The sequence below is a fragment of the Streptomyces sp. NPDC021562 genome (assembly GCF_040640875.1).
Taxonomy (GTDB): domain Bacteria; phylum Actinomycetota; class Actinomycetes; order Streptomycetales; family Streptomycetaceae; genus Streptomyces.
The window spans coordinates 115,981-137,728 of sequence record NZ_JBFACN010000013.1 but is presented as its reverse complement, the minus strand read 5'-3'; the positions used below and the strand labels follow the sequence as shown (position 1 = coordinate 137,728).

The following is a 21,748-nucleotide window of genomic DNA, read 5'->3' as shown; positions in this document are numbered from 1 at the left end:
GCCCGGTGGGGCAGACTGCGCGCGTGAGCGCCATCGTGTGGACCGCCGCCGTATCCCTCGCCGCCTGGCTGTGGCTGCTGCTCTGCCAGGGCTTCTTCTGGCGCACCGACGTCCGGCTGCCGCCCCGGCGCGATCCCGGGGAATGGCCGGATGTGTGCGTGGTCGTCCCGGCCCGGGACGAGGCCGCCGTGCTGCCCCTGAGTCTGCCGTCCCTGCTCGGCCAGGACTATCCGGGCCGCGCCGAGGTGTTCCTGGTCGACGACGGCAGTACGGACGGCACCGGGGAGCTGGCCCGGGAACTGGCCGCGCGCCACGGCGGCCTGCCGCTCACCGTGGGCTCGCCCGGCGAGCCGCCCGCGGGCTGGACGGGCAAGCTGTGGGCGGTGCGGCACGGGATCGGCCTGGCACGCGCGCGTGGTCCCGAGTACCTGCTGCTGACGGACGCGGACATCGCCCATGCACCGGACAGCCTGCGGCTGCTGGTGGCGGCCGCTCGCACCGGCGGCTTCGACGTGGTGTCGCAGATGGCCCGGCTCCGGGTGGACAGCCTGTGGGAGCGGCTGGTCGTCCCCGCCTTCGTCTACTTCTTCGCGCAGCTGTATCCGTTCCGCCGGATCGGCCGTGCGGGCTCGCGCACGGCGGCGGCCGCGGGCGGTTGCGTGCTGCTGCGTACCGACGCGGCGGAGCGGGCGCGGATCCCGGACGCGATCCGGCACGCCGTGATCGACGACGTGGCGCTCGCCCGCGCGGTGAAGGGCAGCGGCGGACACATCTGGCTGGGGCTCGCCGACCGGGTGGACAGTGTGCGCCCCTATCCCGGGCTGCGCGACCTGTGGCGGATGGTCTCCCGCAGCGCGTACGCGCAACTGCGGCACAACCCGCTGCTGCTGCTCGGCACGGTCGCCGGTCTCGTGCTCGTGTACCTCGTCCCGCCGGCGGCGGTGCTGGCCGGTGCGGTCACCGGCAGCGCCACGGCGGCGCTGACGGGCGGTGCCGCCTGGCTGCTGATGACGGCGACCTACCTGCCGGTGCTCCGCTACTACCGGCAGTCTCCCGGGCTCGCTCCCCTGCTGCCGTTCACCGCGTTCCTCTACCTCCTGATGACGGTGGACTCGGCGGTGCAGCACTACCGGGGCCGCGGGGCGGCCTGGAAGGGCCGTACCTACACGCGCCCCGACGCGGTCGCCGACGAGGGCTGATCCGCCCCGGTCACTTGCGGCCGGGCGTCCAGTTCATCCCCCAGCCGTAGGCGCGGTCCACGGTGCGCTGCGGGCTCACGCCACGCTCCGGGACCAGGTAGCGGGCCTCACGCTGGACGACGAGATCCCCTCCGGTGTTGCTGATCAGGGCGAGCGCGCAGACCGTCGAGGGAACCGTGCACTCGTCGAGGGAGAAGTCGATCGGGGCGCCGTACTGGGGCTGGAGGGTGACGGTGGCGTGCAGGTCGGCGAAGGAGGTGGCGCCCTGGTAGATCGTCACGAAGACCAGGACGCGCCGGAAGTCCTGCTTGTGATCGAGGTTGAGGGTGAGGTTCTCCCCGCTCGACACGGCCCCCGTCCGGTCGTCGCCGTCGAGGTGGATGTACGGGGGCCGGTTCAGCGAGCCGAAGGCGTTGCCCAGCGCCTGCACGACCCCCTTCCGGCCGTCGGCGAGTTCGTAGAGGGCGCAGAGGTCGAGGTCGAGGTCCCCGGCGCGCCGGGCGCCCCAGCCGGGGAGTTCCTTGCGGACCTGCCAGTTGAGGTTGACGCGCAGGGCGCCCGCCGTGCCGCCCTGTTTGGCCAGCGAGACGGCGGGCGCCGCCTTGGTCAGCGTCACCTTGGACAGGCGCACGGGCGCGGTCGAGGGGGGCGGGGGGACCGGCAGGCCTGCGGAGGTGGGCGCGGGGTGCTGCGGGAAGGGGGGCCCGCTCGGGGGCGCCGGGGCGGGGGCCGGCGGGACCGGGGGCGGCGGGACCGGGGTCGGGGCGGGCGGGGCGGCGTGGGGAACGGGCGGTTGCCGCGCGTGCTGCGGCTCGTCCACCGTGATCCCGAAGTCGGTCGCGAGGCCTTCGAGTCCGCTGTCGTATCCCTGGCCCACCGCGCGGAACTTCCAGCCGCCCTGACGGCGGTACAACTCACCGAATACGAAAGCGGTTTCGGTCGTGGCACCGGTGCTGTCGAAACGTGCGACCACATTCCCGTCCGCCGCGTCGCGGACCTCGATGTAGAGACCGGGGACCCGACCGAAGGTGCCGCCGTCGGCGGAGGCCGCGAGGACGATCTGCTCGATCGGGGCCTCCACGCGCGCGAGGTCGACGAAAAGCGTGTCGGTGACCAGGTCGCCGGAGCGCCGCTTGCCCTCGTGCCGGACCGCGCCGGAGGCGTGCGAGGGCTGGTTGTAGAAGACGAAGTCCTCGTCGGAGCGGACTTTCCCGGCGACCAGCAGCAGCGCGGAGGCGTCCGCGTCGGGCACGCCCGGACCGGAGCGCCAGCCCAATTCGACGCGCAGCGCCGTGGTCGGCACCGGCGTATTCGATCCTTTCGACATTGACATGTCCGCCCCCATCACGTGTCGGCATGCCGGGCACACCCCGGCGGTCCCAGGTCATCCCTACCCGCACAACCTATTCCCGGGGACAGGGAACGCCCACGAACGGCACAGGAAGATCCCTCGCCAACCGCCGGTAACCGCCCTGGAACTCGGCCTTTACACGATCACAACGCCGATTGCCGTCCTTTTTTGCCGAGTTCGCTCGGATTGGGGATCCGGCGTCACCGCCGACACGGAAAACAACCCTCTTATCGGTCTCCCCAACCAGCACATCGTGGGCTTACCTTATGTGCCATGACCTCCCCCCGCTCCACCTATGGCGGCGGCTACTACTCCGCCTCCTTCCCGGACACCCCGATCTACGACTCGCTCGTGGCCGAACGGGGCACCCCGCAGATCGCCCCGATCCGGGTCCCTCCCGCCTACGACACGAGCAGCAGCTTCAACCTGCCCGCCCTGCCGTCGGCACTCCCCGCCCTTCCGGCCGCTCCCTCCCAGCCGGCCCCGGGCTACGGCTACCCGCAGCAGATGCAGCAGCCCGCACCGCTGCAGCAGGCGCCCACCGCCTACATCCCGCAGCAGGCGACGGCACCGCGCGGCTACCCCGGGCAGCAGCCGCAGCAGCCGCGTCCGATGATGGGCGGCACCGGTTACGAGGCGATGCGCCCGGCGGCTCCGCGCCCGCCGCAGCCCGCGCCGTACCAGGACCCGTACAACAACCAGCAACAGCAGTACCGCGGCTACTGATCCCGCAATCGGTCCGCGTTCATCCGGTCAAGGCGCTCCGGGGCCGCCCGCCCCGGCAGGCCGTCATGGCCCCAGGGGGCTGACCGGCGCCGGCTTCTGATCGACGACGGGGGAAAGGTCGTCACCGGCGCCCCTCCTATGCCCCTCCGCGCCCACCGCGTGCCCTCCCCGAGCGCCCCTGCCGACCGAGGCCGGTTCCGCGGAACACGGCGTCCCGCTCGCCTGAAGCAACGTTCCCCTGCGACCAGACGTCATCGGCGGCGCAACCACCCCGCTCCCCTCTCGACCTACCGCTGGTCGAGCACGCACCGCCCCCCCCGCTCCCGCACTTCCACCCCTGTCCGGCCGCACCTCCGCATCCGCCCCGTGCACCCCGCACGTCTGCACCGAGCCCGCCAACTCCCCTCGCACCAGCATCAGCACACGTCTGCCCCAGTCCGTGTGCCTCAATCCATCCGCACCCCACGAATCTGTAGCCGACCGTTGCCCCCGGTCCGTCTGCACCCCACCCGTCGATCCCCACCCGGCCTCCGGCGCCGTGGCTGTGATCGCTCGGTCCCGGGTCCGGGGTCGAGTGATCTCCGGTCCGGCGGGAACCCGAGTGCGCGGTCCGGTCGTTGGGCGTCACGAGAAGTCGATGACAGTGCCGGCCGGGGTGATTTCGCTCTCTCTTCGGCCGGAGCGTGCGGGTGAACGGTGCGGGTGGCGTTATCACGGAGCGGGAAGGGGGTGGTGGCCGGTGCGAGCGATCCGTGGCCTGTGGCGCTGGCGGCGCAATCCGCTGCGGCGCGCGACCGACCTGGTCGAGGCCTGGCTGGCCCTGGTGGCGCTGGTGCTGATCGCGGTGGCCGCACCCGTCCTCGGCTCGGTCGTCGGCGCGGCCGCCCAGGGCGTCCTCCAGCGGTCCGTCCGGCAGCAGCATCACGACCGGCACCTCGTCACGGTCACGGTGGTGCGCAGGCTGGGCGGCGGCACCCCCGTGGAGACCGACCCCGACGTCGCCGGCGTCCGCGACAGCCGCAGCCGCGTCCTCGCCGACTGGACGGCGCCGGACGGCAGCCGCCACGAGGGCCCGGTCCTGACGACCCTCAAGTCCCCGCACAGAGGCGACCACTTCGACGTCTGGACGGATCGGCAGGGCCTCATAACGGCCCGTCCGCTGGACTCCGCCACGGCGTCGACCCACGCTGTGCTGGCCGGGTTCGGCGCCGCACTGCTCGCCGCCGGTCTGGTCGAGGGCGGCAGACGGATGATCGTCTGGCGCATGGTCCGCCGCAGGTACGCGCGGTGGGACCAGGCGTGGGAACGGGCGGGTCCGGACTGGGGCAAGGCCGGTACGGGCAGCTGACGGCCTTTCCCTCTCTGGTCAACCCACCGCCTCGGCGCACGCTACGGTGGAGCCGCCGAAGCGCATTCGGCATCGACCCGCGCGCGAGCGAACCGCAGGGGCAGGGCACCGTCCGCGATGCCGCCCCGAGGCCAGTCAGCGATCTGTACGACGAGGTGGGGGCACGGCAACGCCATGGCACAGGGCACGGTCCAGGTGACGCACACCGGCACATCGCGGTGGCGACGCCGCACGGGTGAGTACGCTTCGCTCGCCGCCGCCCTGGAGGCAGCCGCCGACGGCGACGTCCTCACGGTCGCGCCCGGGACCTACCGGGAGAACCTCGTGGTGCAGCGCGCCGTGACCCTGCGCGGCCCGGAGGGGGCGCCCGGCTCCGTGCGGATCGCGCCCGTGGACGGGGTGCCGCTGACCGTGCGCGCCTCGGCGGTCGTCCAGGACCTGCACGTCGAGGGGCAGGACGCGGCGGCGCCGGCGCTGCTGGTCGAGGAGGGCACACCCGAACTGCTGGACGTACGGATCGTCACCCGGTCCGCGGCCGGGATCGAGGTGCGCGGCGGAGCCCGGCCCACTGTGCGGCGCTGCACCGTGGACAACCCGGCCGGCATCGGCATCGCCGTACTCGACGGCGGCGGTGGGGTGTTCGAGGAGTGCGAGATCGTGGCGGCCGGCCAGGCGGGGGTGGCGGTGCGCGGCGGCGGCCATCCGCGGCTGGACCGCTGCCGGATCCACCACGCGTCGGGCACCGGAGTGACGGCGACCGGGGAGGGCTCCGCGCTGGAGGCGGTGGGCTGCGAGATCTACGAGGTGCGCGGCTCCGGGGTGCAGGTCACCGCGCGCGCCACGGCCCACTTCACCGACTGCGACGTGCACCGCACCACCGCCGACGGTGTCACGCTCGACACCGACGCGGTGCTCACCCTCGCCGACTGCCGGATCCACGACATCCCGGAGAACGCGGTCGATCTGCGTTCACGCTCGGTGCTCACGCTGACCCGGACGACGGTGCGCCAGTTCGGGCGCAACGGACTGTCGGTGTGGGACCCCGGGACCCGGGTGGACGCCAACCAGTGCGAGATCTTCGACAGCACCGGCGACTACCCGGCGGTCTGGGTGAGCGACGGCGCCACCGCCGTGCTGGACTCCTGCCGGGTGCACGACGTGCCGGACGCGCTGTTCGTACTGGACCGTGGCTCCCGCGCGGACGTCGTGGACAGCGACCTCTCCCAGGTGCGCAACACGGCGGTGTCCGTGAGCGACGGGGCGACCGCGCAACTGGACGACTGCCGGATCCGGGACGCCGCCACCGGCGCCTGGTTCCGCGACCACGGCAGCGGCGGGACCCTGAACAACTGCACGGTGGACGGCACCCAGACCGGAGTGATCGTCACCAAGGGCGCCGATCCCACCATCGAGCGGTGCACGGTGGACGCCCCGGCGGAGGCGGGCTTCTACGTGTCGGCGGGCGGCCGGGGCTCCTTCCTGAACTGCCGGGTCACGGGCAGCGGCGGCTACGGCTTCCATGTGATCGACGGCTGCCGTACCACCCTGCGCAAGTGCCGTACGGAGCGGTGCGCGCGCGGAGGTTACGAGTTCGCGGAGGGCGGCCCGGACGCGGACCCGGGCACCGGTCCGGTGGTGGAGGACTGCACCAGCGACGAGAGCGGCAGCCTGCGCCGGCCGACGGCGCGCGAGACGGCGGTGCAGACGTCGTACCAGTCCCCCGGGCTGCTGGGTGCCATTCCCGGGCAGCGCAGCACCGAGCAGGAGCCCCTGCTGCCGCCGGCCGCGCCCGAGGAGCCGGCCCGGACCTCCCAGGCCGTGCTCGGTGAACTCGACGCGCTGGTGGGCCTGGACAGCGTCAAACGCGAGGTGCGGGCGCTGACCGACATGATCGAGGTCGGCAGGCGCCGTCAGCAGGCCGGGCTGAAGGCCGCGTCGGTCAAGCGGCACCTGGTGTTCACGGGCTCCCCCGGCACCGGCAAGACCACGGTCGCCCGGCTCTACGGCGAGATCCTCGCCTCCCTCGGGGTGTTGGAGAAGGGCCACCTGGTCGAGGTGTCCCGGGTCGATCTGGTCGGCGAGCACATCGGCTCCACGGCGATCCGCACCCAGGAGGCCTTCCAGCGGGCGCACGGCGGTGTGCTGTTCATCGACGAGGCGTACGCGCTGTCGCCGGAGGACGCCGGGCGGGACTTCGGCAAGGAGGCCATCGACACGCTGGTGAAGCTGATGGAGGACCAGCGGGACGCCGTGGTGGTGATCGTCGCGGGCTACACCGAGGAGATGGAGCGCTTCCTTTCGGTCAACCCCGGTGTGGCCTCGCGTTTCTCCCGGACCATCACCTTCGGCGACTACGGCCCGCAGGAGCTGCTGCGGATCGTGGAGCAGCAGGCCGACGAACACGAGTACCGGCTGGCGCCGGGGGCGGCCGAGGGGCTGCTGAAGTACTTCACGGAGATCCCGAAGGGCCCCGCGTTCGGCAACGGCCGTACCGCGCGGCAGACCTTCGAGGCGATGGTGGAGCGGCACGCGAGCCGGGTGGCCCAGGTGGCCGATCCGACCACCGACGACCTCACCCTGCTCTACGCCGAGGACCTGCCGGAACTTCCCTGATCAGTCGTCCCGTCCCGGGTGCCCCGCGGGCGGGTCCCGGCGCAGCCGCGACAGCAGCCGCGCCCGTTCCACGGCGAAGGCCGGGTCCGCCTGGTAGTCGGAGTGGCCCAGGACGGGGGCGGGCAGCGGGTGGTCCGGCGTGCGTCCGTAGACGAGGGGGTCCTTCAGGGGCGGGTGGTCGACCCCCGGGCCGTCGCCGTCGGAGATCCGGACGGGGCCGCCGATGGGGTCGGTGAGCCGGTAGAGGTTGCGCCAGCAGGCGACCTCGCGGTGCAGGGAGCCGAGCTCGGCCGGGCCGAAGTGGGCCGGGAACCAGCGGCCGTACAGGCGTTCCAGCGGGGAGCCGTACGTCAGCAGGGCGACCCGGCTGCGGACCGACGGGGCCAGCTGCCAGGCGGCCGCCGCCGCGAGGACGCTGCCCTGGGAGTGGCCGGAGAGGACCAGGCGGCCGCCGGTGCGGCGGATCCAGGTGACCATCCGCCAGGTCAGGTCGGGCACCGCGCGCTCCGCGTAGCAGGGCGGTGCGAACGGGTGGGCGGCGCGCGGCCAGAAGGTGCCGACGTCCCAGAGGATGCCGATGGTGCGGCGGGCCGAGGCGTCCTTGTAGGCCCGCCGGCCCCAGGTGACGAAGAGGACGAAGCCGAGCCCCACCAGCCAGGAGCCGACCGCCTGCGAGGCCTCGGCCGCGCCGTGCACGGAGGCGGGCGTCCGCCCGGCGGCCCCGTCCGGCGTCTTTCCCGTGGCCAGGGCGCCCAGCAGCGCTCCGGCGCCCAGCACCAGCGTGGTCGCGCACAGCACGGTGAGCACGAACGGCGTCCGGTCGGTGAGGGCGGCCATGGCACGGACCCGGGCGATCCGGCGGGTCCGGGCGACGTCCTCCGGCTCGCCGGGATGGTCCCGGTCCACGGCGTCGCGTTCGGCGCGGCTGAGCCGTGCGGTGCGCCAGGAGAGCCGGGCGACGGCGGCCAGGAGCACCGCGAGCACGGGCGGGACCGTCGAGGCCTGCCAGGTCAGCAGCACCGGAGGGCCGGGAATCGAGGTGCCCGTGCCGTCCAGCCAGTCGGAGACCCGCTGGGTGACTCCGCCCGACATCACCCCGCCGAGCGCGCAGGCGAGCAGGGCGACCGCGGGCCCGTTCAGGCCGCGCATCGCGGCGCGCGGATCGGGCAGCCCGCGCCGCAGGTCGAGGGCGACGAGCCCGAGGACGATCACCAGCAGGCCCTGTGCCAGGGCCAGCCCGCCGAAGGTGGCGTCCCCGGCGAGCCGTCCCGTCGACCGCCATCCGGGCCGGGACCAGCCCGCGTACAGGACGACGAACGCCAGCAGGGCGAGCGCGACCAGGGGCAGGCGTCGTACGAGACACCGGTCCAGTTCCTGGTCGAGGTGGTTCTCGGTGCGGCCGCGGCGGCACACCACCCACACCACGGCCACCGCGCAGGCGACGAGCGCGCCGGTCAGCAGCCGGCCGAGGGTGTCCAGCAGGGCGGCTCCGCCCGGCCGGCGGTCGAAGGCGGCCGCCGGTGTGAGGACGGCGGCGGCGACGGTGAGCAGACCCGCGGCGGTGTGGGCGGCGCGCAGCCGGGCGACGAGCCGGCGCCCGTACCAGAAGCCGGGGCCGGCCAGCGGTGTGTGCCCGGGCTCGGGTTCGACGGACAGGGGCCGGGTGGACTCGTAGGCGCTCCAGGTGCGGTGCGACAGGTACCAGAGCAGGCCGGTCAACGCGGTGGGCACCAGGGCGGCCAGGGCGAGCCGGCGGCCCGGGCCGCTCCACCAGCCGCCGTGCGCGCCGGCCGGGGCGAGGAAACCGAGCCAGGAGTGCCGGCGGGCGCAGGCCGTGACGCCCGCGCACTGCCAGGCGGTGAGGTCGAGGGCGACCTCGCAGGCCGCGGCGACGAACAGCACCGTGAGGGTGAGCCCGGCGAGACGGACCAGCAGCCCGTAGAAGCGCACGGTGCGCGGCCGGTTCCGGGCGGCGGGGCGCATCCAGTGGGCGAGGTTGACCACCATGAAGGGCAGGAGCAGCAGCCACAGGGCGCGGGAGGCGTTGCCGGAGGTCAGGTTGCACCAGACGTACGCCTCCGGCACCGGGCGGTCACGGTGGTCGGCGGGCCGGGACTCGGCGTCCACGTCGTCGGCGCGGCGGAAGACGGCGGCGGTTTCGTCGCCGGTGATCCGGACCGTGCGCGGGTCGTCGAGCATCTTCGCGGGGGTGGTGCCGCCGACGCCGTGCACCAGCAGTTCCAGGTCGATCTCCGTCGGCCGCCCGGTGGGGCCGACGGCGGTTCGTTCCCGCGCGCGTTCCACTGTGATCGCACTTCCCCCGTGCCGGCCGACGGTCCTTGTCCGTGCGGTTCCCAGGATCTCCGATCACGGTGTGACGTACACCACTTCTTACGGAATCTCCCCGTTGGGTGTGACGCCAGGTGCAACACGAGGTGACCGAATGACATGTGTGCACTGACACAGGCAGTGGCGCAACCGGTGCGGTCCCGTGAAAGGATGGGGCGCCCGCGCACCCGAACCGAACGGAATGTCCTGGTCGGAGCCGGTACGCGGGGCGTGTCGGACAGCTTGAGGCGAGAGGACCGGAGCGTACGTGAGTGAGAACCAGAACCTCCTCGCGGAGCAGCGCCGCGCCCTGATCCTGGACGAGGTCCGACGCCGGGGCGGCGTACGGGTCAACGAGCTGACCCGCAAGCTCGGCGTGTCGGACATGACCGTCCGCCGGGACCTGGACGCGCTCGCCAGGCAGGGCGTCCTGGAGAAGGTGCACGGCGGCGCGGTGCCGGTGGTGGAGGCGAGCACGCACGAGCCGGGGTTCGAGGCCAAGTCGGGCCTGGAGCTGACGGCCAAGGAGGACATCGCGCGGGCCGCCGCCGAGCTGGTCGTGCCGGGGGCGGCGATCGCACTGTCCGGCGGTACGACGACGTACGCGCTGGCCCATCAGCTCCTGGAGGTTCCCGACCTGACCGTGGTGACGAACTCGGTGCGGGTCGCGGACGTCTTCCACGCGGCGCAGCGCGTCTCCGGGCAGCGGCAGGGCGCGGCGACCGTGGTCCTGACCGGCGGGGTGCGCACCCCGTCCGACTCGCTCGTGGGGCCGGTGGCCGACCAGGCGATCGCGGCGCTCCACTTCGACCTGCTGTTCCTCGGGGTGCACGGCATATCGGTGGAGGCCGGCCTCTCCACGCCGAACCTCGCGGAGGCGGAGACCAACCGCCGTCTGGTGCAGTCGGCCCGGCGGGTCGTGGTGGTCGCCGACCACACCAAGTGGGCCACGGTGGGACTGAGTTCGTTCGCCAAGCTGGAGCAGGTCGACACACTGGTCACGGACGCCGGGCTGCCGGCGGAGGCGCGCGCGGAGATCTCCGAGCACCTGCGGCGGCTGGTGGTGGCGGGCGAGACGGAGGACTGACCGCGGGGCGGCCGGGGCAGACATGTGATGGCATGTCAGTTATCGTGACGGGTCCGGTCAACGGCCGTGTCGGCCAAGGGGGTTATCGCCCATGCCGCGTCAACTGCGCCCCGTGGGGCTCGACTTCGTCGAGACCGCACCCGTACGCCTGGTGTTCGCGCGGGAGATGTCCGCGCCGCCCGACCGGGTCTTCCACGCACTCAACGACGACGTGCCCGGCTGGGCGCAGTGGTTCGCCGCGGTGACGCACGCCGAGTCCGTCGACGACGGCGCCGGGCGCGCCATACGCCTCAGGGGCGGCGGGCGCTTCCGGGAGACGGTCATCGCGGCCCGGGAGGCGGAGGTCTACGCCTACCGGGTGGACCTGACCAACGCGCCGGGCGCCCGCGCCATCGCCGAGGAGTGGCGGCTCGTCCCGTCCGGCGCCGGGACCCGCGTGCAGTGGACCTTCGCCGTGGACGGCACGGCGCCGTTCCGGTTCGTGGTCAGGCTGGCCCGCGCCGGTCTTGGCCGGGCTTTCCGGGACGCGGTCGGCGCGCTGGACCGGCGTCTCGCGAGCCAGAGCTCAGTCGGGCCAGACACCGGTGGCCAGCAGTGACTCGATCGCCGCGGTGTACGGCGTGAGGTCGAGCCCCTGTTCCGCCACCCACGAGTCCGAGTAGTACTTGTCCAGGTAGCGGTCCCCCGGGTCGCACAGCAGCGTCACGACGCTTCCCGTGCGCCCCTGCGCCACCATCTCGGAGACGATCTTCAGCGCGCTCCACAGACCGGTACCGGTCGAGCCGCCCGCCTTCCGCCCGATCGCCCGCTCCAGCGCCCGTACCGCCGCCACGCTCGCCGCGTCCGGCACCTTCATCATCCGGTCGACGGCGCCCGGTACGAAGCTCGGCTCCATGCGCGGCCGGCCGATGCCCTCGATCCGGGAGCCGCAGTCGCAGGTGACGTCCGGGTCGCCGGTGGTCCAGCCCTCGAAGAAACAGGAGTTCTCCGGGTCGGCGACACAGATCCGGGTGTCGCGCTGGGTGTAGTGGACATAGCGCGCGAGCGTCGCCGAGGTGCCGCCGGTGCCCGCCGTGGCGACGATCCACGCCGGTTCCGGGAACCGCTCCAACTCCAGCTGGCGGAAGATGGATTCGGCGATGTTGTTGTTGCCGCGCCAGTCAGTGGCCCGTTCGGCGTAGGTGAACTGGTCCATGTAGTGGCCGCCGGACTCCGCCGCGAGACGCGCGGACTCCTCGTACATTCTGCGGGAGTCGTCCACGAAGTGGCACTGCCCGCCGTGGAATTCGATGAGCCGGCACTTCTCGGCGCTGGTGGTGCGCGGCATGACCGCGATGAAGGGCACGCCGATGAGCTTGGCGAAGTACGCCTCGGAGACGGCCGTCGAGCCGCTGGACGCCTCGATCACGGGGCGCCCGGGCCGGATCCAGCCGTTGCACAGGCCGTAGAGGAAGAGGGAGCGGGCCAGCCGGTGCTTGAGACTGCCCGTGGGGTGGGTCGACTCGTCCTTGAGGTAGAGGTCGATGCCCCAGGCCTCCGGCAGGGGGAAGCGCAGCAGGTGCGTGTCCGCCGAGCGGTTGGCGTCGGCCTGGACCTTGCGCACGGCCTCTTTGAGCCAGTCGCGGTAGGCGCTGTCACTGCGGTCGACGTCGAGGGTGGCGCCGGTCCGGATCTGCTGGGTGGTGCTCACGACGGGGCTCCTTCGCTTCGCGCCGACGGCGTCCGAACGCGGTCGACGCCTCGATCATAGGCATCTTCCGCACGCTTCTCACCTGCATAAACGCACCTTTGGGCGCCTCAAAGGCACCCTGGGGAACACGGGGCGAAACAGCCGGGAACAGTGGCGTGATCCCGCCGGGCGCACTGCGGCGAGTGCTCCGAGCGCCCCCGGCCCGGCCGTCCGGGCGTACTGGTGCTCCCCGCCGGAGGGGGGCAGACTGCCATCCGACGGGACGAACGTCCCGAACGGGGGCGCACACTGGATCACGACATGAACCGGAGCACGCCGGCCGGGACCACCACCTTCCGAGCCGGCGACCGAGGCAGTCGAAGGGGCGGGGCACGATGACGGAGCCGGAGTTCACGGCGACGGGCGTACGGATCGACAAGCGACTGCGTTCGCTGACCCGGGCCGGGCAGGTCCGGATAAGGGACGGCAGGGTACAGCTGCTGACGAGTTACGGCAGCGAGATCGACAGCGCGCCCGTGCAGGCGGTGCGGGCCTCCAAGCCGTGGTTCGCGTCGGACGACCGGGCCCTGGCCGACCTCAACGGCCAGCGCTACTCACTCACTCTGGGCGACCACGATCCGGCGCCGGGCGAGCCCGGTCCGCCCGCGGCCCGCCGCTTCATCGAGGCGGTACGACGAGCCGCGGGCCGGGACGGCTGACCACCGCGAGTTGCGCGACCGTAAGCACTGGGTCACGCTTGTCACACGTCACTCTGGGTACACCGGCGATAACGCTGCGAACCAGCCCGCCGGCCACGACAGCAGGCGGCCCCATGGACGGCGGCCCCTTGCTGGATCCGTTCTCCCGTGTTCTTCCGGACCTCACGTCGGGGAGTCGCAGCCGTGATCAAACACCCAAGCAGACACTGCTCGGTGGAGCTTCAAGCCTTGCCCTCGCGGATCGGTCAGGTCCGCAGAATCGTATCTGCGCAGTTGCGCTACTGGCGTCTGGACCCGCTCATCGACCGGGCCGCACTCGGCGTGACCGAGTTGCTCACCAACGTCCACCGGCATGCCCAGCCGGACAAGAACTGCACCGTGGAGATCGAGCTCCAGCTCGACCGCCTCACGGTGTCGGTCCGCGACCACGACCCGCGTCTTCCCGTGGTCGAGGAAGGGACGGCCGCCACGCCCATGGCCACCTGTGGCCGCGGGCTCGCGATGGTGGCCGCCGTCAGCGAGAGCTGGGGGGTGCGTCCGCACGACGACGGCAAGGTCGTGTGGTTCACGCTGCCCGCGTCGACGGCCGCACCGCAGCCGACCCGGCCGCCCCGCGGCACCGCCGAGCCGGCCCCCCGCCGACTCCCGGAACCGGAACCGGCGCCGGCAGCCATGCCGACTCCGTCCCACGCGGGCGCCGGGTCACCGATGCCCGCCCATGCGGGCACCGGGGCACCCGTGCCGGCGCACGCGAGCACCGGCACACCCGTGCCCGCACACGCGACTGCCGGTCCACCCCTGCCCACGCACGCGGGCACCGGGGCGCGTACGCCCGCCCATGCGCTCGCAGGATCACCCGCACTCGCACACGCGACCGCGGGAACCCCCGCCTCCGCGCACACGAGCGCCGCACCACCCACCCCGGCCCGCACAAGCGCCGGAACGCCCGCCCCCGCGCACGCGGCCGGCGGTGGGTCCGTCGCCACGCACGCTCCCGCCCGCTCGGCTGTCGCCAGTTGAGCGGGCGGTGAGGCTTCCCGTCCGGTCGCTGTGTCGGGGCCGCCGCGCACGTTCGTGCAACCGGTCCGGCTCACGCCGGAACCCAGCACCGGAGCGGAGGCCGAGGCGGCGGCTCGTCGGCGAAGCTGAAGTCGGTTCGTGGCGTGGCCGATTCGGCTGTCGCCAGTCGAGCGGGCCCGTTTTCGGTGGTGGGTGGTCGGCACCGGCCGTGCAGGGCATCGATCGGCACCGGCCGGAACCCGGCGGTTCCCCGAGCAGCGCCGGGCGGCCCGACGGGACGCCAAGTCCACGCCGTCCGGGGCCGGTACGGCGGTGCCGCCCCGGCGGCGGAAGGCGAAGCCGACGATCACGGGCTCACGGCAGCGCACGAGGGCTTTCCGAGCCCACGCGCCCGGAATGCCCGGCCACCGGGCGGTCTACCGGAGGGCTGTCAGGGGGTCGTCCAGCACCGGCTGCCAGGCCAACTCGGCGGCTCCGACGAGGCTGTTGTGGCTGAGCGTGCACGGCAGGATCGGCACGCTGCCGCTCTGCCCCCACAGGCTGCGGTCGGCGACCACCGCGCGCAGCCGCTCCGGGTCGGCCTCCAGCAGGGTGCGGTGCAGACCGCCGAGGATGATGCGGTCGGGGTTGAGGATGTTCACCAGCCCCGCCAGGCCGAGACCGAGCCGGTCGATCAGCGCCTCGGCGGCCCCGCGGACGGTCGGGTCGGCGTAGTGGTCGCGTACCAGGTCCTCGGCCTGCCGGAGCAGTGACACCTCGGGCCCGGGTTCGCGGCCGGCCTCGATGAGCAGGGCGAGGGGGTCCGCCTCGACGTCCAGGCAGCCCCGGCTGCCGCAGTGGCAGGAGCGGCCCTCGGGGTTGACGGTGAGGTGGCCGACCTCCAGGGCCAGGCCCGAGCTGCCGGTGTGCAGGCGGCCGTCCAGGACCAGCGCGCCGCCGACGCCGCGGTGACCGGTGGCCACGCACAGCAGGTCCCGGGCGCCGCGTCCCGCGCCGTGCCGGTGTTCGGCGAGCGCGGCGAGGTTCACGTCGTTGCCGGCGAACGCCGGTCCGGTGATGCCGGCCGCGCGCACGCACTCCGCGAAGATCCGGCGTACCGGTGCGCCCACCGGCCAGGCCAGGTGCAGGGGATTGAGGGCGAGGCCCTCCGGTTCGGCGACGGCGGACGGCACGGCGAGTCCGGCGCCGACACAGCGCAGACCCGTGGTGCGGAGCAGGTCGGCGCCCGCCTCGACGACCGAGCCGAGCACCTTCGCCGGGTCGGCGTCGACCGTCTCGCAGCCGGGGGCGGTGGCGACGATGCGGCCGCCGAGGCCGACGAGGGCGGCCCGGTAACCGTCGGCGTGCACCTGGGCGGCGAGTGCGACAGGGCCGTGCTCGGCGACCTCCAGCCGGTGCGAGGGGCGGCCCTGCGAACCGGCGGCGGCACCGGGGTGCGCGTCGACCCTGATCAGGCCGAGCGACTCCAGTTCGGCGGCGACGGCGCCCGCGGTGGCGCGGGTGACACCGAGTTCCGCGGTGAGGACGGCGCGGGTGGGGGCGCGGCCGGTGTGCACGAGTTCCAGGGCGGGGCCGAGTGCGCCACGTCCTCTGTCCAACCGGGGTTTCGGGGTTCCGTTCCCCGTCGGGTCGGGGGCGACCTTTCCGCTCATGGGAGGGAGTCTGCCATGATCCGCAGAAGCGGCCGAAGCGAAGGTGCGGCGCCGTGCGGGCCCATCGCGCGGTTCACAAGCCGCTCACTCTCAGTGTGAGGTTGAGACGGCCGGTCAGGCCCAGCTCCGCCGGCGACGTGCCCGGACACACCTTCGGCACCCCGTGATACGCGAGCCGCGACTCTCCTCCGAACACGAACAGGTCCCCCGATCTCAGCTCCACGTCCGTGTACGGCTTGCCCCTGCTCTCCGTGTTCCCGAAGCGGAACACGCAGGTGTCCCCGAGGCTCAGTGACACCACCGGCGCGTCCGACCTCTCGTCGGCGTCGCGGTGCATGCCCATGCGGGCGTCGGCGTCGTAGAAATTGATCAACGCGATGTCGTACGACAATCCGCCGACCGCTTCCGGCCCCAGCGCGTCGGTCACCGCGCGGCGGCCCAGTTCGTCGAGCCAGGCCGGGAAGGGCTTGACGGGACTGCCGTCGCCGTCGACGACCCTGCGGGCGTAGGCGTACGGGTACCAGTGCCAGCCCAGGCAGACCTGGCGGGCGGTCATGGTGCCGCCGCCGGGGGTGCGGACCGTGCGCAGTCCGGCGGGCGGCCGCGCCCAGTCACGGCAGGCCCGCAGGAGCTCGCGCTGCCGCTGCGCGCTCAGCCAGTCCGGGACGTGCACGGCGCCCGGCGCGACCTGGGCGCACGCCCTCGGGAACAGCTCGTCCTCCATGCCCCCATCCTGCCCGACCGGGCCTGAGCTGGGGCTCGGCTAGCCTGGACGCACGATGAGCGACCGTATGACGACTCCGTGGGGCGAGGTCGAACTGTCCCGCTTCCCCGACGACCCGCGCGACCGGCTGCGTGCCTGGGACGCCTCCGACGCGTATCTGCTCCGGTATCTGGACCGGGAGCGGATCGGGCCGGCCGGCCGGGTCGTGGTGTTCGGCGACCGGTGGGGCGCGCTGGTCACGGCGCTGGCCGAGCACCGGCCGGCGCAGATCAGCGACTCGTACCTGAGCCAGGAGGCGACCCGCCTGAACCTGGCGCGGGCGGGTGTCGAACCGGGTGCCGTGCAGCTGCTCACCACGCAGGACCCGCCGCCGGACCGGGTGGACGTGCTGCTGGTGCGGGTGCCGAAGAGCCTGGCGCTGCTGGAGGACCAACTGCTGAGGCTGGCACCGGCCGTACACGCGGACACGGTGGTGATCGGCACCGGCATGGTGAAGGAGATCCACACCTCGACCCTCCGGCTCTTCGAGCGGATCCTCGGGCCGACCCGGACCTCGCTCGCCGAGCAGAAGGCCCGGCTGATCCACTGCACCCCGGACCCGTCGCTGGAGCGCCCGGAGAACCCGTGGCCGTACTGCTACGAGCTCCCCGACGGCATCGGCGCGGTCTCCGGGCGTACGGTCGTCAACCACGCCGGTGTGTTCTGCGCCGACCGGCTCGACATCGGTACCCGGTTCTTCCTGGGGCATCTGCCGCAGGGCGGGCGGCGCGTCGTGGACCTGGGGTGCGGCAACGGGGTGGTCGGTACGGCGGTGGCGCTGGCCGATCCGACGGCCGAGGTGCTGTTCGTCGACGAGTCGTTCCAGGCGGTGGCCTCGGCGGAGGCCACCTACAAGGCCAACGGGGTGCCCGGCCATGCCGAGTTCAGGGTGGGCGACGGGCTCGCCGGGGTCGCGACCGGCAGCGTGGACGTGGTGCTGAACAACCCGCCGTTCCACTCCCATCAGGCGACCAGTGACGCGACGGCGTGGCGGATGTTCACGGGGGCCGAACGGGCGCTGCGGCCGGGCGGTGAGCTGTGGGTGGTCGGCAACCGGCACCTGGGCTACCACGTCAAGCTGCGCCGTTTGTTCGGCAACTGTGAACTGGTGGCCGGGGACCCGAAGTTCGTGGTGCTGAAGGCGGTCAAGCGGGGTTCTGGCGGCCTCTCGTGATTGTTATTGCAAGGTAGAAGCAGTTTTCGAGCACAATCAAGCATTCCTTGGAAAGCCGGGTGCGTTAGGGTCGCCCGGAACCCGAGGAACGGAGGGGGCGGATGTCGCGCGACGCCCGCTGGAAGGTGCTGCTCGAACTGCTGGTCGAGCGCGGTCGCCTGGAGGTCGAGGAGGCGGCGGCCGAACTGGGGGTCTCGGCGGCCACGATCCGCCGGGACCTCGACCAGCTGGCCGAGCAGCAGATGCTGGTGCGCACCCGGGGCGGCGCGGTGGTGCACGGGGTGTCGTACGAACTGCCGTTGCGCTACAAGACGGCGCGCCGGGCCCCTGAGAAGCAGCGGATCGCCCGGGCGGTGGCGGAACTGGTAGCCCCGGGCGAGGCGGTGGGTCTGACCGGCGGCACGACCACCACGGAGGTGGCCCGCGCCCTGGCCGTGCGCGGCGACCTCACCACGGGGACACCGGCGCTGACGATCGTCACGAACGCGCTCAACATCGCCAACGAGCTCGCGGTACGGCCCCAGTTCAAGATCGTACTGACCGGTGGTGTGGCACGCCCCCAGTCGTACGAACTCGTCGGCCCGCTCGCGGACGGGGTGTTGAGCCAGATCACCCTGGACGTGGCGGTGCTCGGGGTGGTCGCCTTCGACGCCGTCCACGGGGCCGCGGCCCATGACGAGGCGGAGGCCGCGGTCAACCGGTCGCTGTGCGAGCGCGCGGCGCGCGTGGTCGTCGCCGCCGACTCCAGCAAGCTGGGCGGGCGGGCGTTCGCCCGGATCTGCGCGGCGGAGCTGGTGGACACCCTGGTGACGGACACGGCGGCGGCGCCGGAGGCGGTGGGCCGGTTCGAGGAGGCCGGGGTCCGGGTCGTCACCGTGTGAGCCGGCCGCGGACCCCGGTCACATGCCGCTGGTGTCCGCGCTGACGAAGCCCGCGCCCCGCTGGTCGTTGCAGCCGAACACGGGCCGGTCGGCCGGGTCGGGCCAGCTCTGCTGGGCCTGGAGGGCGACGCTCACCAAGGTCAGCAGCAGGTCGACGTCGCTCGCGGCGTCGAGCCGTATCGTCACCCACTGCGAGCCGGGGACGATCCGGATCGCCCCCGTGTTCTTGAGGTCCCTGGCGAAATGCCGGATGGCTCGGGCGGTCAGACGCAGGTCCACGTCGCGGTCGGAGTGGAAGTGCGCGATCTCACCCTGCGTCGAACTCACCCCCTGGCCCAGGCCGCAGCTCGGTAGAACCTGGCTCAGGTCGGGCCAGGTCGCCAGTTGCGCGAGAGCGCGCGAGGCCAACGTCATGGGGTCATCATGGCCCGCTCACTCTCCGGTAACCAACCAGCGGGCCGTTATTAACCGAGCTGTTGCCGGACTCTGTCCGAACACAGGCTCAGGGGGCGAGTGGGCATCCGCAGGATTTCAGCGGTTCGAGGGACGGTTCGAGGGAGAGAAGGTACTACTCCCGCCTGGCGCCCGCAGCCGCGAACGCGTCGGCGGCCGCGAGGTCGAAGTCGCCGTGGTCGCTGCCGAGGCCCTGGGCGACCAACGCGGCCACCGCGTTGCCGAGTACGGCCGCCTCGAGCGGGGTACGGCCCAGGCCGACGCCGTAGACGAAGCCGGCCGAGAAGGCGTCACCGCAGCCGGTGGTGTCGACGACGTCGATCTCGAACGCGGGGACCGACTCGGTGCCGTCGGCGGTGACCAGCAGGGCCCCGTCCGCGCCACGGGTGACCGCGACCAGCCCGGCCCCGGCACCGATCAGTTTCTTCGCGCCGGCCACCAGGTCGTCCTCCTCGGAGAAGCCCAGCACCTGGTCGTCGTTGGGGAGCAGGTGGTCGATGTGGGGCAGGGCCGGCGCGAGTTGCTCGAAGCTGCCGAAGACGCCGGGCGCGAGCAGGTCGACGGAGGTGGTCACGCCGTGCTCCTTGGCGAAGTGCAGGATTCTGGCGGCGACCTCGACACCGATCAACTCCGGTCCCCCGAGGTGCAGATGGGTGGCCTCGGCGAGGGCTTCCCAGGGCACGTCGTCGAGGCCGTAGGTGACGTTGGCGCCGAGCAGATGGAGGGAGGGGCGGCCCCCGTCGGACCGGATGGGCAGCACGCTGGCCGAGGTGCCGGTGTCGACCCGGCGGACCAGGAACTCGGTGTCGATCCCGGCCCTGCGGAGCAGGTGCACCAGCATGTCGCCGGTGGCGTCGGCGCCGATCGCCCCGGTGGTCTGCACCGTGGCGCCCAGCTTGGCCAGGCTGAGGGCGGTGCCGGCGGCCGTCCCGGCGGCGGTCATCCTGATGTCCTCGACCAGGGTCGCGCCCTGCCCCTCGGGTATCGCGTCCACCGGCCGCACCAGCACGTCCAGCACGTGCACGCCCATCGTGACGACTCTCATGGCTTGCCCTCCCGCAAGGATTGAGTGGTGCCGTAGTTCCGTGCGATCGCGGCCTCGATCACCGCGAGTTGCTGCTGCTCGTCCAGGACCCGGGGCTTTCCGAGCGCCGCCGCGTGCTGGTAGACCCCGCAGGCCCATTCGAGCAACAGGGCGTTCTCGACGGCCTTGTCGAGGGTCGGACCGACGGTGACCGAGCCGTGGTTGGCCATCAGGGCGGCGCTGCGGCCGGCCAGCGCGGTCAGCACCGACTCGGCCAGGTCCGGGGTACCGAACGTGGCGTACGGCGCCACCCGCACGGCGCCACCGAGGGCCAGCAACTGGTAGTGGATGCAGGGAAGTTCGTCGAGGACGCAGGAGAGGGCGGTGGCCATCGGGGCGTGGGTGTGGACGACCGCGCCGGCGCCGTACCGCCGGTAGACCCCGAGGTGCAGGTCGAGTTCGGAGGTCGGCTGCAGCGTCCCGGCGACGACCTTCCCCGACAGGTCGACCACCGTCACCTGGTCCGCGGTGAGGTGGGCGAGCACCGCACCGGTCGCGGTGACCGCCACCCGGTCCCCCACCCGCACGCTGACGTTTCCCGCCGTGCCGACGAGCAGTCCCGCGGCCCCCAGACGGCGGCAGACGTCCGCCACCGCGGCCCGCTCCTGCACCAGTGCGGAGCTTGAGTCCGTCATGGCCGCGACGCTAACGTAAACCTGAAACAAAGTCACGTTCAGATTCAGGAGCCGTCCGTGTCCGAGCCGACCACCGACGAGACCGGGGTCGTGCTGCGCCGCACTCCCCAACAGGCCCGCAGCAAAGCGCGGTTGGCGCGCGTGCTGGAGGCGGCGGAGCGAGTGCTGGTCGCCGAGGGCGTCCAGGCGCTCACCACGACCAGGGTCGCCGCCGCGGCCGGGGTGTCGGTCGGCTCGCTGTACCAGTACCTGCCGGACCGGGACGCCATCGTCGACGCGCTGGCGGCCGGTTACTTCGCGCAGCTGGAGGCCGTCATGGACGACTTCGTCCGCGTGGCGGCCGTCGAGCGGTGGCCCGACCCGGTCGGCGTGCTCATCGACACGTATGCCGGGCTCTACCGCCGCGAACACGGCTTCCGGGCCCTGTGGTTCGGCAGCGGGCTGACCGACCGGACCAGGGAGGCGGACCGCGAGCACAAGCGCCGGATGGCCGAAGGGGTCCGCCGGGTACTCCTCGCCCTCGGCGCCGCCGACGACACGGAGACACTCGGCCGGGCCTGCCACGCCGCCGTCCTCACCGCCGACGCCCTCGCCCAGGAGGCCTTCCGCCGCGACGCCGAGGGCGACACGGCCCTCCTCGACGAGGCCAAGGTGATGCTGCGCGGCTACCTCACGGCCATCGCCCGGCGCCGGGAGCGCGGGAGGGCCTGACGGTTCCGAACGGCACCCGGAGCAACCCGGCGCCACCCCGCACATGCGACGCGCGGCGCGCACGGCGGCCCTGCGGCAGGCGGCCCCACCCGGCGCCCCGCCTCGCGACGGGACAGGTGGACACCATCGGCGGTGAGCCGGGTCCGCCCGGACTCGTCCCCTTGCCCGGCGGCCACGTGGGTTCCCGCGCCACCGGCGTCACCGTGCGCGACGCGGGCGACGCGTGCGTACGGCCCCCAGCCGGCGACGGCGGCGGCGGAGGAGGGCCGTACGCCCGTGGTCGGGAGGTGGGTGGGTTTGGCGGGGCGGCGGGCCGGATACCTTCGGCACCGCCA

18 protein-coding genes and 1 pseudogene are annotated in these 21,748 nt (G+C 73.1%); 11 read left to right on the top strand and 8 right to left on the bottom strand.

The genetic code is table 11. The features are described 5' to 3' along the window. Positions 1 to 5: 5 nt before the first annotated feature. Positions 6 to 1,199, top strand: coding sequence for a glycosyltransferase (locus AB0G52_RS21670; protein ID WP_361337962.1), 1,194 nt, complete (start codon positions 6 to 8; stop codon positions 1,197 to 1,199). Between the two features lie 10 nt (positions 1,200 to 1,209). Here AB0G52_RS21670 and AB0G52_RS21665 read toward each other — a convergent pair whose 3' ends face one another. After that, positions 1,210 to 2,526 carry a TerD domain-containing protein gene (locus AB0G52_RS21665; protein ID WP_132887491.1) on the bottom strand — a complete coding sequence of 439 codons (1,317 nt, stop codon included), beginning with the start codon at positions 2,524 to 2,526 and terminating at the stop codon, positions 1,210 to 1,212. 297 nt (positions 2,527 to 2,823) lie between these two features. Between AB0G52_RS21665 and AB0G52_RS21660 the strand changes: the two genes are divergently transcribed. The 3 genes from AB0G52_RS21660 to AB0G52_RS21650 all read left to right on the top strand — a co-directional run bounded on the left by AB0G52_RS21660 (position 2,824) and on the right by AB0G52_RS21650 (position 7,237). Continuing rightward, positions 2,824 to 3,276 carry a DUF6643 family protein gene (locus tag AB0G52_RS21660; RefSeq protein ID WP_132887490.1) on the top strand — a complete coding sequence of 151 codons (453 nt, stop codon included), beginning with the start codon at positions 2,824 to 2,826 and terminating at the stop codon, positions 3,274 to 3,276. Between the two features lie 739 nt (positions 3,277 to 4,015). Further along, positions 4,016 to 4,624: a hypothetical protein gene (locus tag AB0G52_RS21655; RefSeq protein ID WP_132887489.1), complete on the top strand. Its 609-nt coding sequence runs from the start codon at positions 4,016 to 4,018 to the stop codon at positions 4,622 to 4,624. Between the two features lie 174 nt (positions 4,625 to 4,798). Continuing rightward, the gene (locus AB0G52_RS21650) at positions 4,799 to 7,237 is read left to right on the top strand and encodes a right-handed parallel beta-helix repeat-containing protein (RefSeq protein ID WP_165939277.1); all 2,439 of its coding nucleotides are present in this window, start codon (positions 4,799 to 4,801) and stop codon (positions 7,235 to 7,237) included. On the opposite strand, the gene AB0G52_RS21645 is transcribed toward AB0G52_RS21650, so the two are convergent. After that, positions 7,238 to 9,541, bottom strand: coding sequence for a hypothetical protein (locus AB0G52_RS21645; RefSeq protein ID WP_361337958.1), 2,304 nt, complete (start codon positions 9,539 to 9,541; stop codon positions 7,238 to 7,240). It lies immediately after the preceding gene. Positions 9,542 to 9,833: 292 nt separating this feature from the next. Between AB0G52_RS21645 and AB0G52_RS21640 the strand changes: the two genes are divergently transcribed. After that, positions 9,834 to 10,652, top strand: coding sequence for a DeoR/GlpR family DNA-binding transcription regulator (locus AB0G52_RS21640; protein WP_132887486.1), 819 nt, complete (start codon positions 9,834 to 9,836; stop codon positions 10,650 to 10,652). Positions 10,653 to 10,743: 91 nt separating this feature from the next. Further along, the gene (locus AB0G52_RS21635; RefSeq protein ID WP_132887485.1) at positions 10,744 to 11,250 is read left to right on the top strand and encodes an SRPBCC family protein; all 507 of its coding nucleotides are present in this window, start codon (positions 10,744 to 10,746) and stop codon (positions 11,248 to 11,250) included. Here AB0G52_RS21635 and AB0G52_RS21630 read toward each other — a convergent pair. Then, positions 11,218 to 12,342, bottom strand: coding sequence for a PLP-dependent cysteine synthase family protein (locus AB0G52_RS21630; RefSeq protein ID WP_132887484.1), 1,125 nt, complete (start codon positions 12,340 to 12,342; stop codon positions 11,218 to 11,220). The genes AB0G52_RS21635 and AB0G52_RS21630 overlap by 33 nt on opposite strands. A 374-nt stretch (positions 12,343 to 12,716) precedes the next feature. Here AB0G52_RS21630 and AB0G52_RS21625 point away from each other — a divergent pair, with 374 nt between their 5' ends. Together AB0G52_RS21625 and AB0G52_RS21620 are read left to right on the top strand one after the other, a co-directional pair. Continuing rightward, positions 12,717 to 13,040, top strand: coding sequence for a hypothetical protein (locus AB0G52_RS21625; protein WP_132887483.1), 324 nt, complete (start codon positions 12,717 to 12,719; stop codon positions 13,038 to 13,040). Positions 13,041 to 13,223: 183 nt separating this feature from the next. After that, positions 13,224 to 13,631 (top strand): annotated as a pseudogene (locus AB0G52_RS21620) (ATP-binding protein); the annotation flags it as partial. Between the two features lie 845 nt (positions 13,632 to 14,476). Here the strand turns inward: AB0G52_RS21620 and AB0G52_RS21615 are convergent. Continuing rightward, positions 14,477 to 15,712: an ROK family protein gene (locus tag AB0G52_RS21615; protein WP_132887481.1), complete on the bottom strand. Its 1,236-nt coding sequence runs from the start codon at positions 15,710 to 15,712 to the stop codon at positions 14,477 to 14,479. 73 nt (positions 15,713 to 15,785) lie between these two features. Further along, on the bottom strand, positions 15,786 to 16,436 hold the full coding sequence (locus AB0G52_RS21610) for an alpha-ketoglutarate-dependent dioxygenase AlkB (protein ID WP_361337955.1): 651 nt from the start codon (positions 16,434 to 16,436) through the stop codon (positions 15,786 to 15,788). 67 nt (positions 16,437 to 16,503) lie between these two features. Here AB0G52_RS21610 and AB0G52_RS21605 point away from each other — a divergent pair, with 67 nt between their 5' ends. Continuing rightward, positions 16,504 to 17,649: a methyltransferase gene (locus AB0G52_RS21605; RefSeq protein ID WP_132887697.1), complete on the top strand. Its 1,146-nt coding sequence runs from the start codon at positions 16,504 to 16,506 to the stop codon at positions 17,647 to 17,649. 101 nt (positions 17,650 to 17,750) lie between these two features. After that, a complete protein-coding gene (locus AB0G52_RS21600; RefSeq protein ID WP_361337952.1) occupies positions 17,751 to 18,530 on the top strand; it encodes a DeoR/GlpR family DNA-binding transcription regulator in 780 nt (259 codons plus the stop codon). Positions 18,531 to 18,548: 18 nt separating this feature from the next. On the opposite strand, the gene AB0G52_RS21595 is transcribed toward AB0G52_RS21600, so the two are convergent. From AB0G52_RS21595 to AB0G52_RS21585, 3 genes are all read right to left on the bottom strand, one after another. Continuing rightward, on the bottom strand, positions 18,549 to 18,944 hold the full coding sequence (locus tag AB0G52_RS21595; protein ID WP_165939276.1) for a luciferase family protein: 396 nt from the start codon (positions 18,942 to 18,944) through the stop codon (positions 18,549 to 18,551). Positions 18,945 to 19,098: 154 nt separating this feature from the next. Next, positions 19,099 to 20,028 (bottom strand): carbohydrate kinase family protein, encoded by a 930-nt coding sequence (locus tag AB0G52_RS21590; protein WP_132887478.1) that lies wholly within the window; start codon positions 20,026 to 20,028, stop codon positions 19,099 to 19,101. Then, positions 20,025 to 20,702, bottom strand: a complete 678-nt coding sequence (locus AB0G52_RS21585; protein ID WP_361337950.1) for a class II aldolase/adducin family protein — start codon at positions 20,700 to 20,702, stop codon at positions 20,025 to 20,027. Before AB0G52_RS21585 ends, AB0G52_RS21590 begins: the two co-directional genes overlap by 4 nt. Before the next feature lie 57 nt (positions 20,703 to 20,759). Between AB0G52_RS21585 and AB0G52_RS21580 the strand changes: the two genes are divergently transcribed. Continuing rightward, positions 20,760 to 21,413, top strand: coding sequence for a TetR family transcriptional regulator (locus AB0G52_RS21580; RefSeq protein WP_132887476.1), 654 nt, complete (start codon positions 20,760 to 20,762; stop codon positions 21,411 to 21,413). The last annotated feature ends 335 nt before the right edge of the window (positions 21,414 to 21,748 follow it).

Excerpts from the sequence above, each read along its gene's own strand:
- AB0G52_RS21665 (WP_132887491.1), bottom strand. The coding sequence starts at position 2,526 with ATGTCGAAAGGATCGAATACGCCGGTGCCGACCACGGCGCTGCGCGTC.
- AB0G52_RS21660 (WP_132887490.1), top strand. The coding sequence starts at position 2,824 with ATGACCTCCCCCCGCTCCACCTATGGCGGCGGCTACTACTCCGCCTCC.
- AB0G52_RS21650 (WP_165939277.1), top strand. The coding sequence starts at position 4,799 with ATGGCACAGGGCACGGTCCAGGTGACGCACACCGGCACATCGCGGTGG.
- AB0G52_RS21635 (WP_132887485.1), top strand. The coding sequence starts at position 10,744 with ATGCCGCGTCAACTGCGCCCCGTGGGGCTCGACTTCGTCGAGACCGCA.
- AB0G52_RS21625 (WP_132887483.1), top strand. The coding sequence starts at position 12,717 with ATGACGGAGCCGGAGTTCACGGCGACGGGCGTACGGATCGACAAGCGA.
- AB0G52_RS21615 (WP_132887481.1), bottom strand. The coding sequence starts at position 15,712 with ATGAGCGGAAAGGTCGCCCCCGACCCGACGGGGAACGGAACCCCGAAA.
- AB0G52_RS21610 (WP_361337955.1), bottom strand. The coding sequence starts at position 16,436 with ATGGAGGACGAGCTGTTCCCGAGGGCGTGCGCCCAGGTCGCGCCGGGC.
- AB0G52_RS21605 (WP_132887697.1), top strand. The coding sequence starts at position 16,504 with ATGACGACTCCGTGGGGCGAGGTCGAACTGTCCCGCTTCCCCGACGAC.
- AB0G52_RS21600 (WP_361337952.1), top strand. The coding sequence starts at position 17,751 with ATGTCGCGCGACGCCCGCTGGAAGGTGCTGCTCGAACTGCTGGTCGAG.
- AB0G52_RS21595 (WP_165939276.1), bottom strand. The coding sequence starts at position 18,944 with ATGACGTTGGCCTCGCGCGCTCTCGCGCAACTGGCGACCTGGCCCGAC.
- AB0G52_RS21590 (WP_132887478.1), bottom strand. The coding sequence starts at position 20,028 with ATGAGAGTCGTCACGATGGGCGTGCACGTGCTGGACGTGCTGGTGCGG.
- AB0G52_RS21585 (WP_361337950.1), bottom strand. The coding sequence starts at position 20,702 with ATGACGGACTCAAGCTCCGCACTGGTGCAGGAGCGGGCCGCGGTGGCG.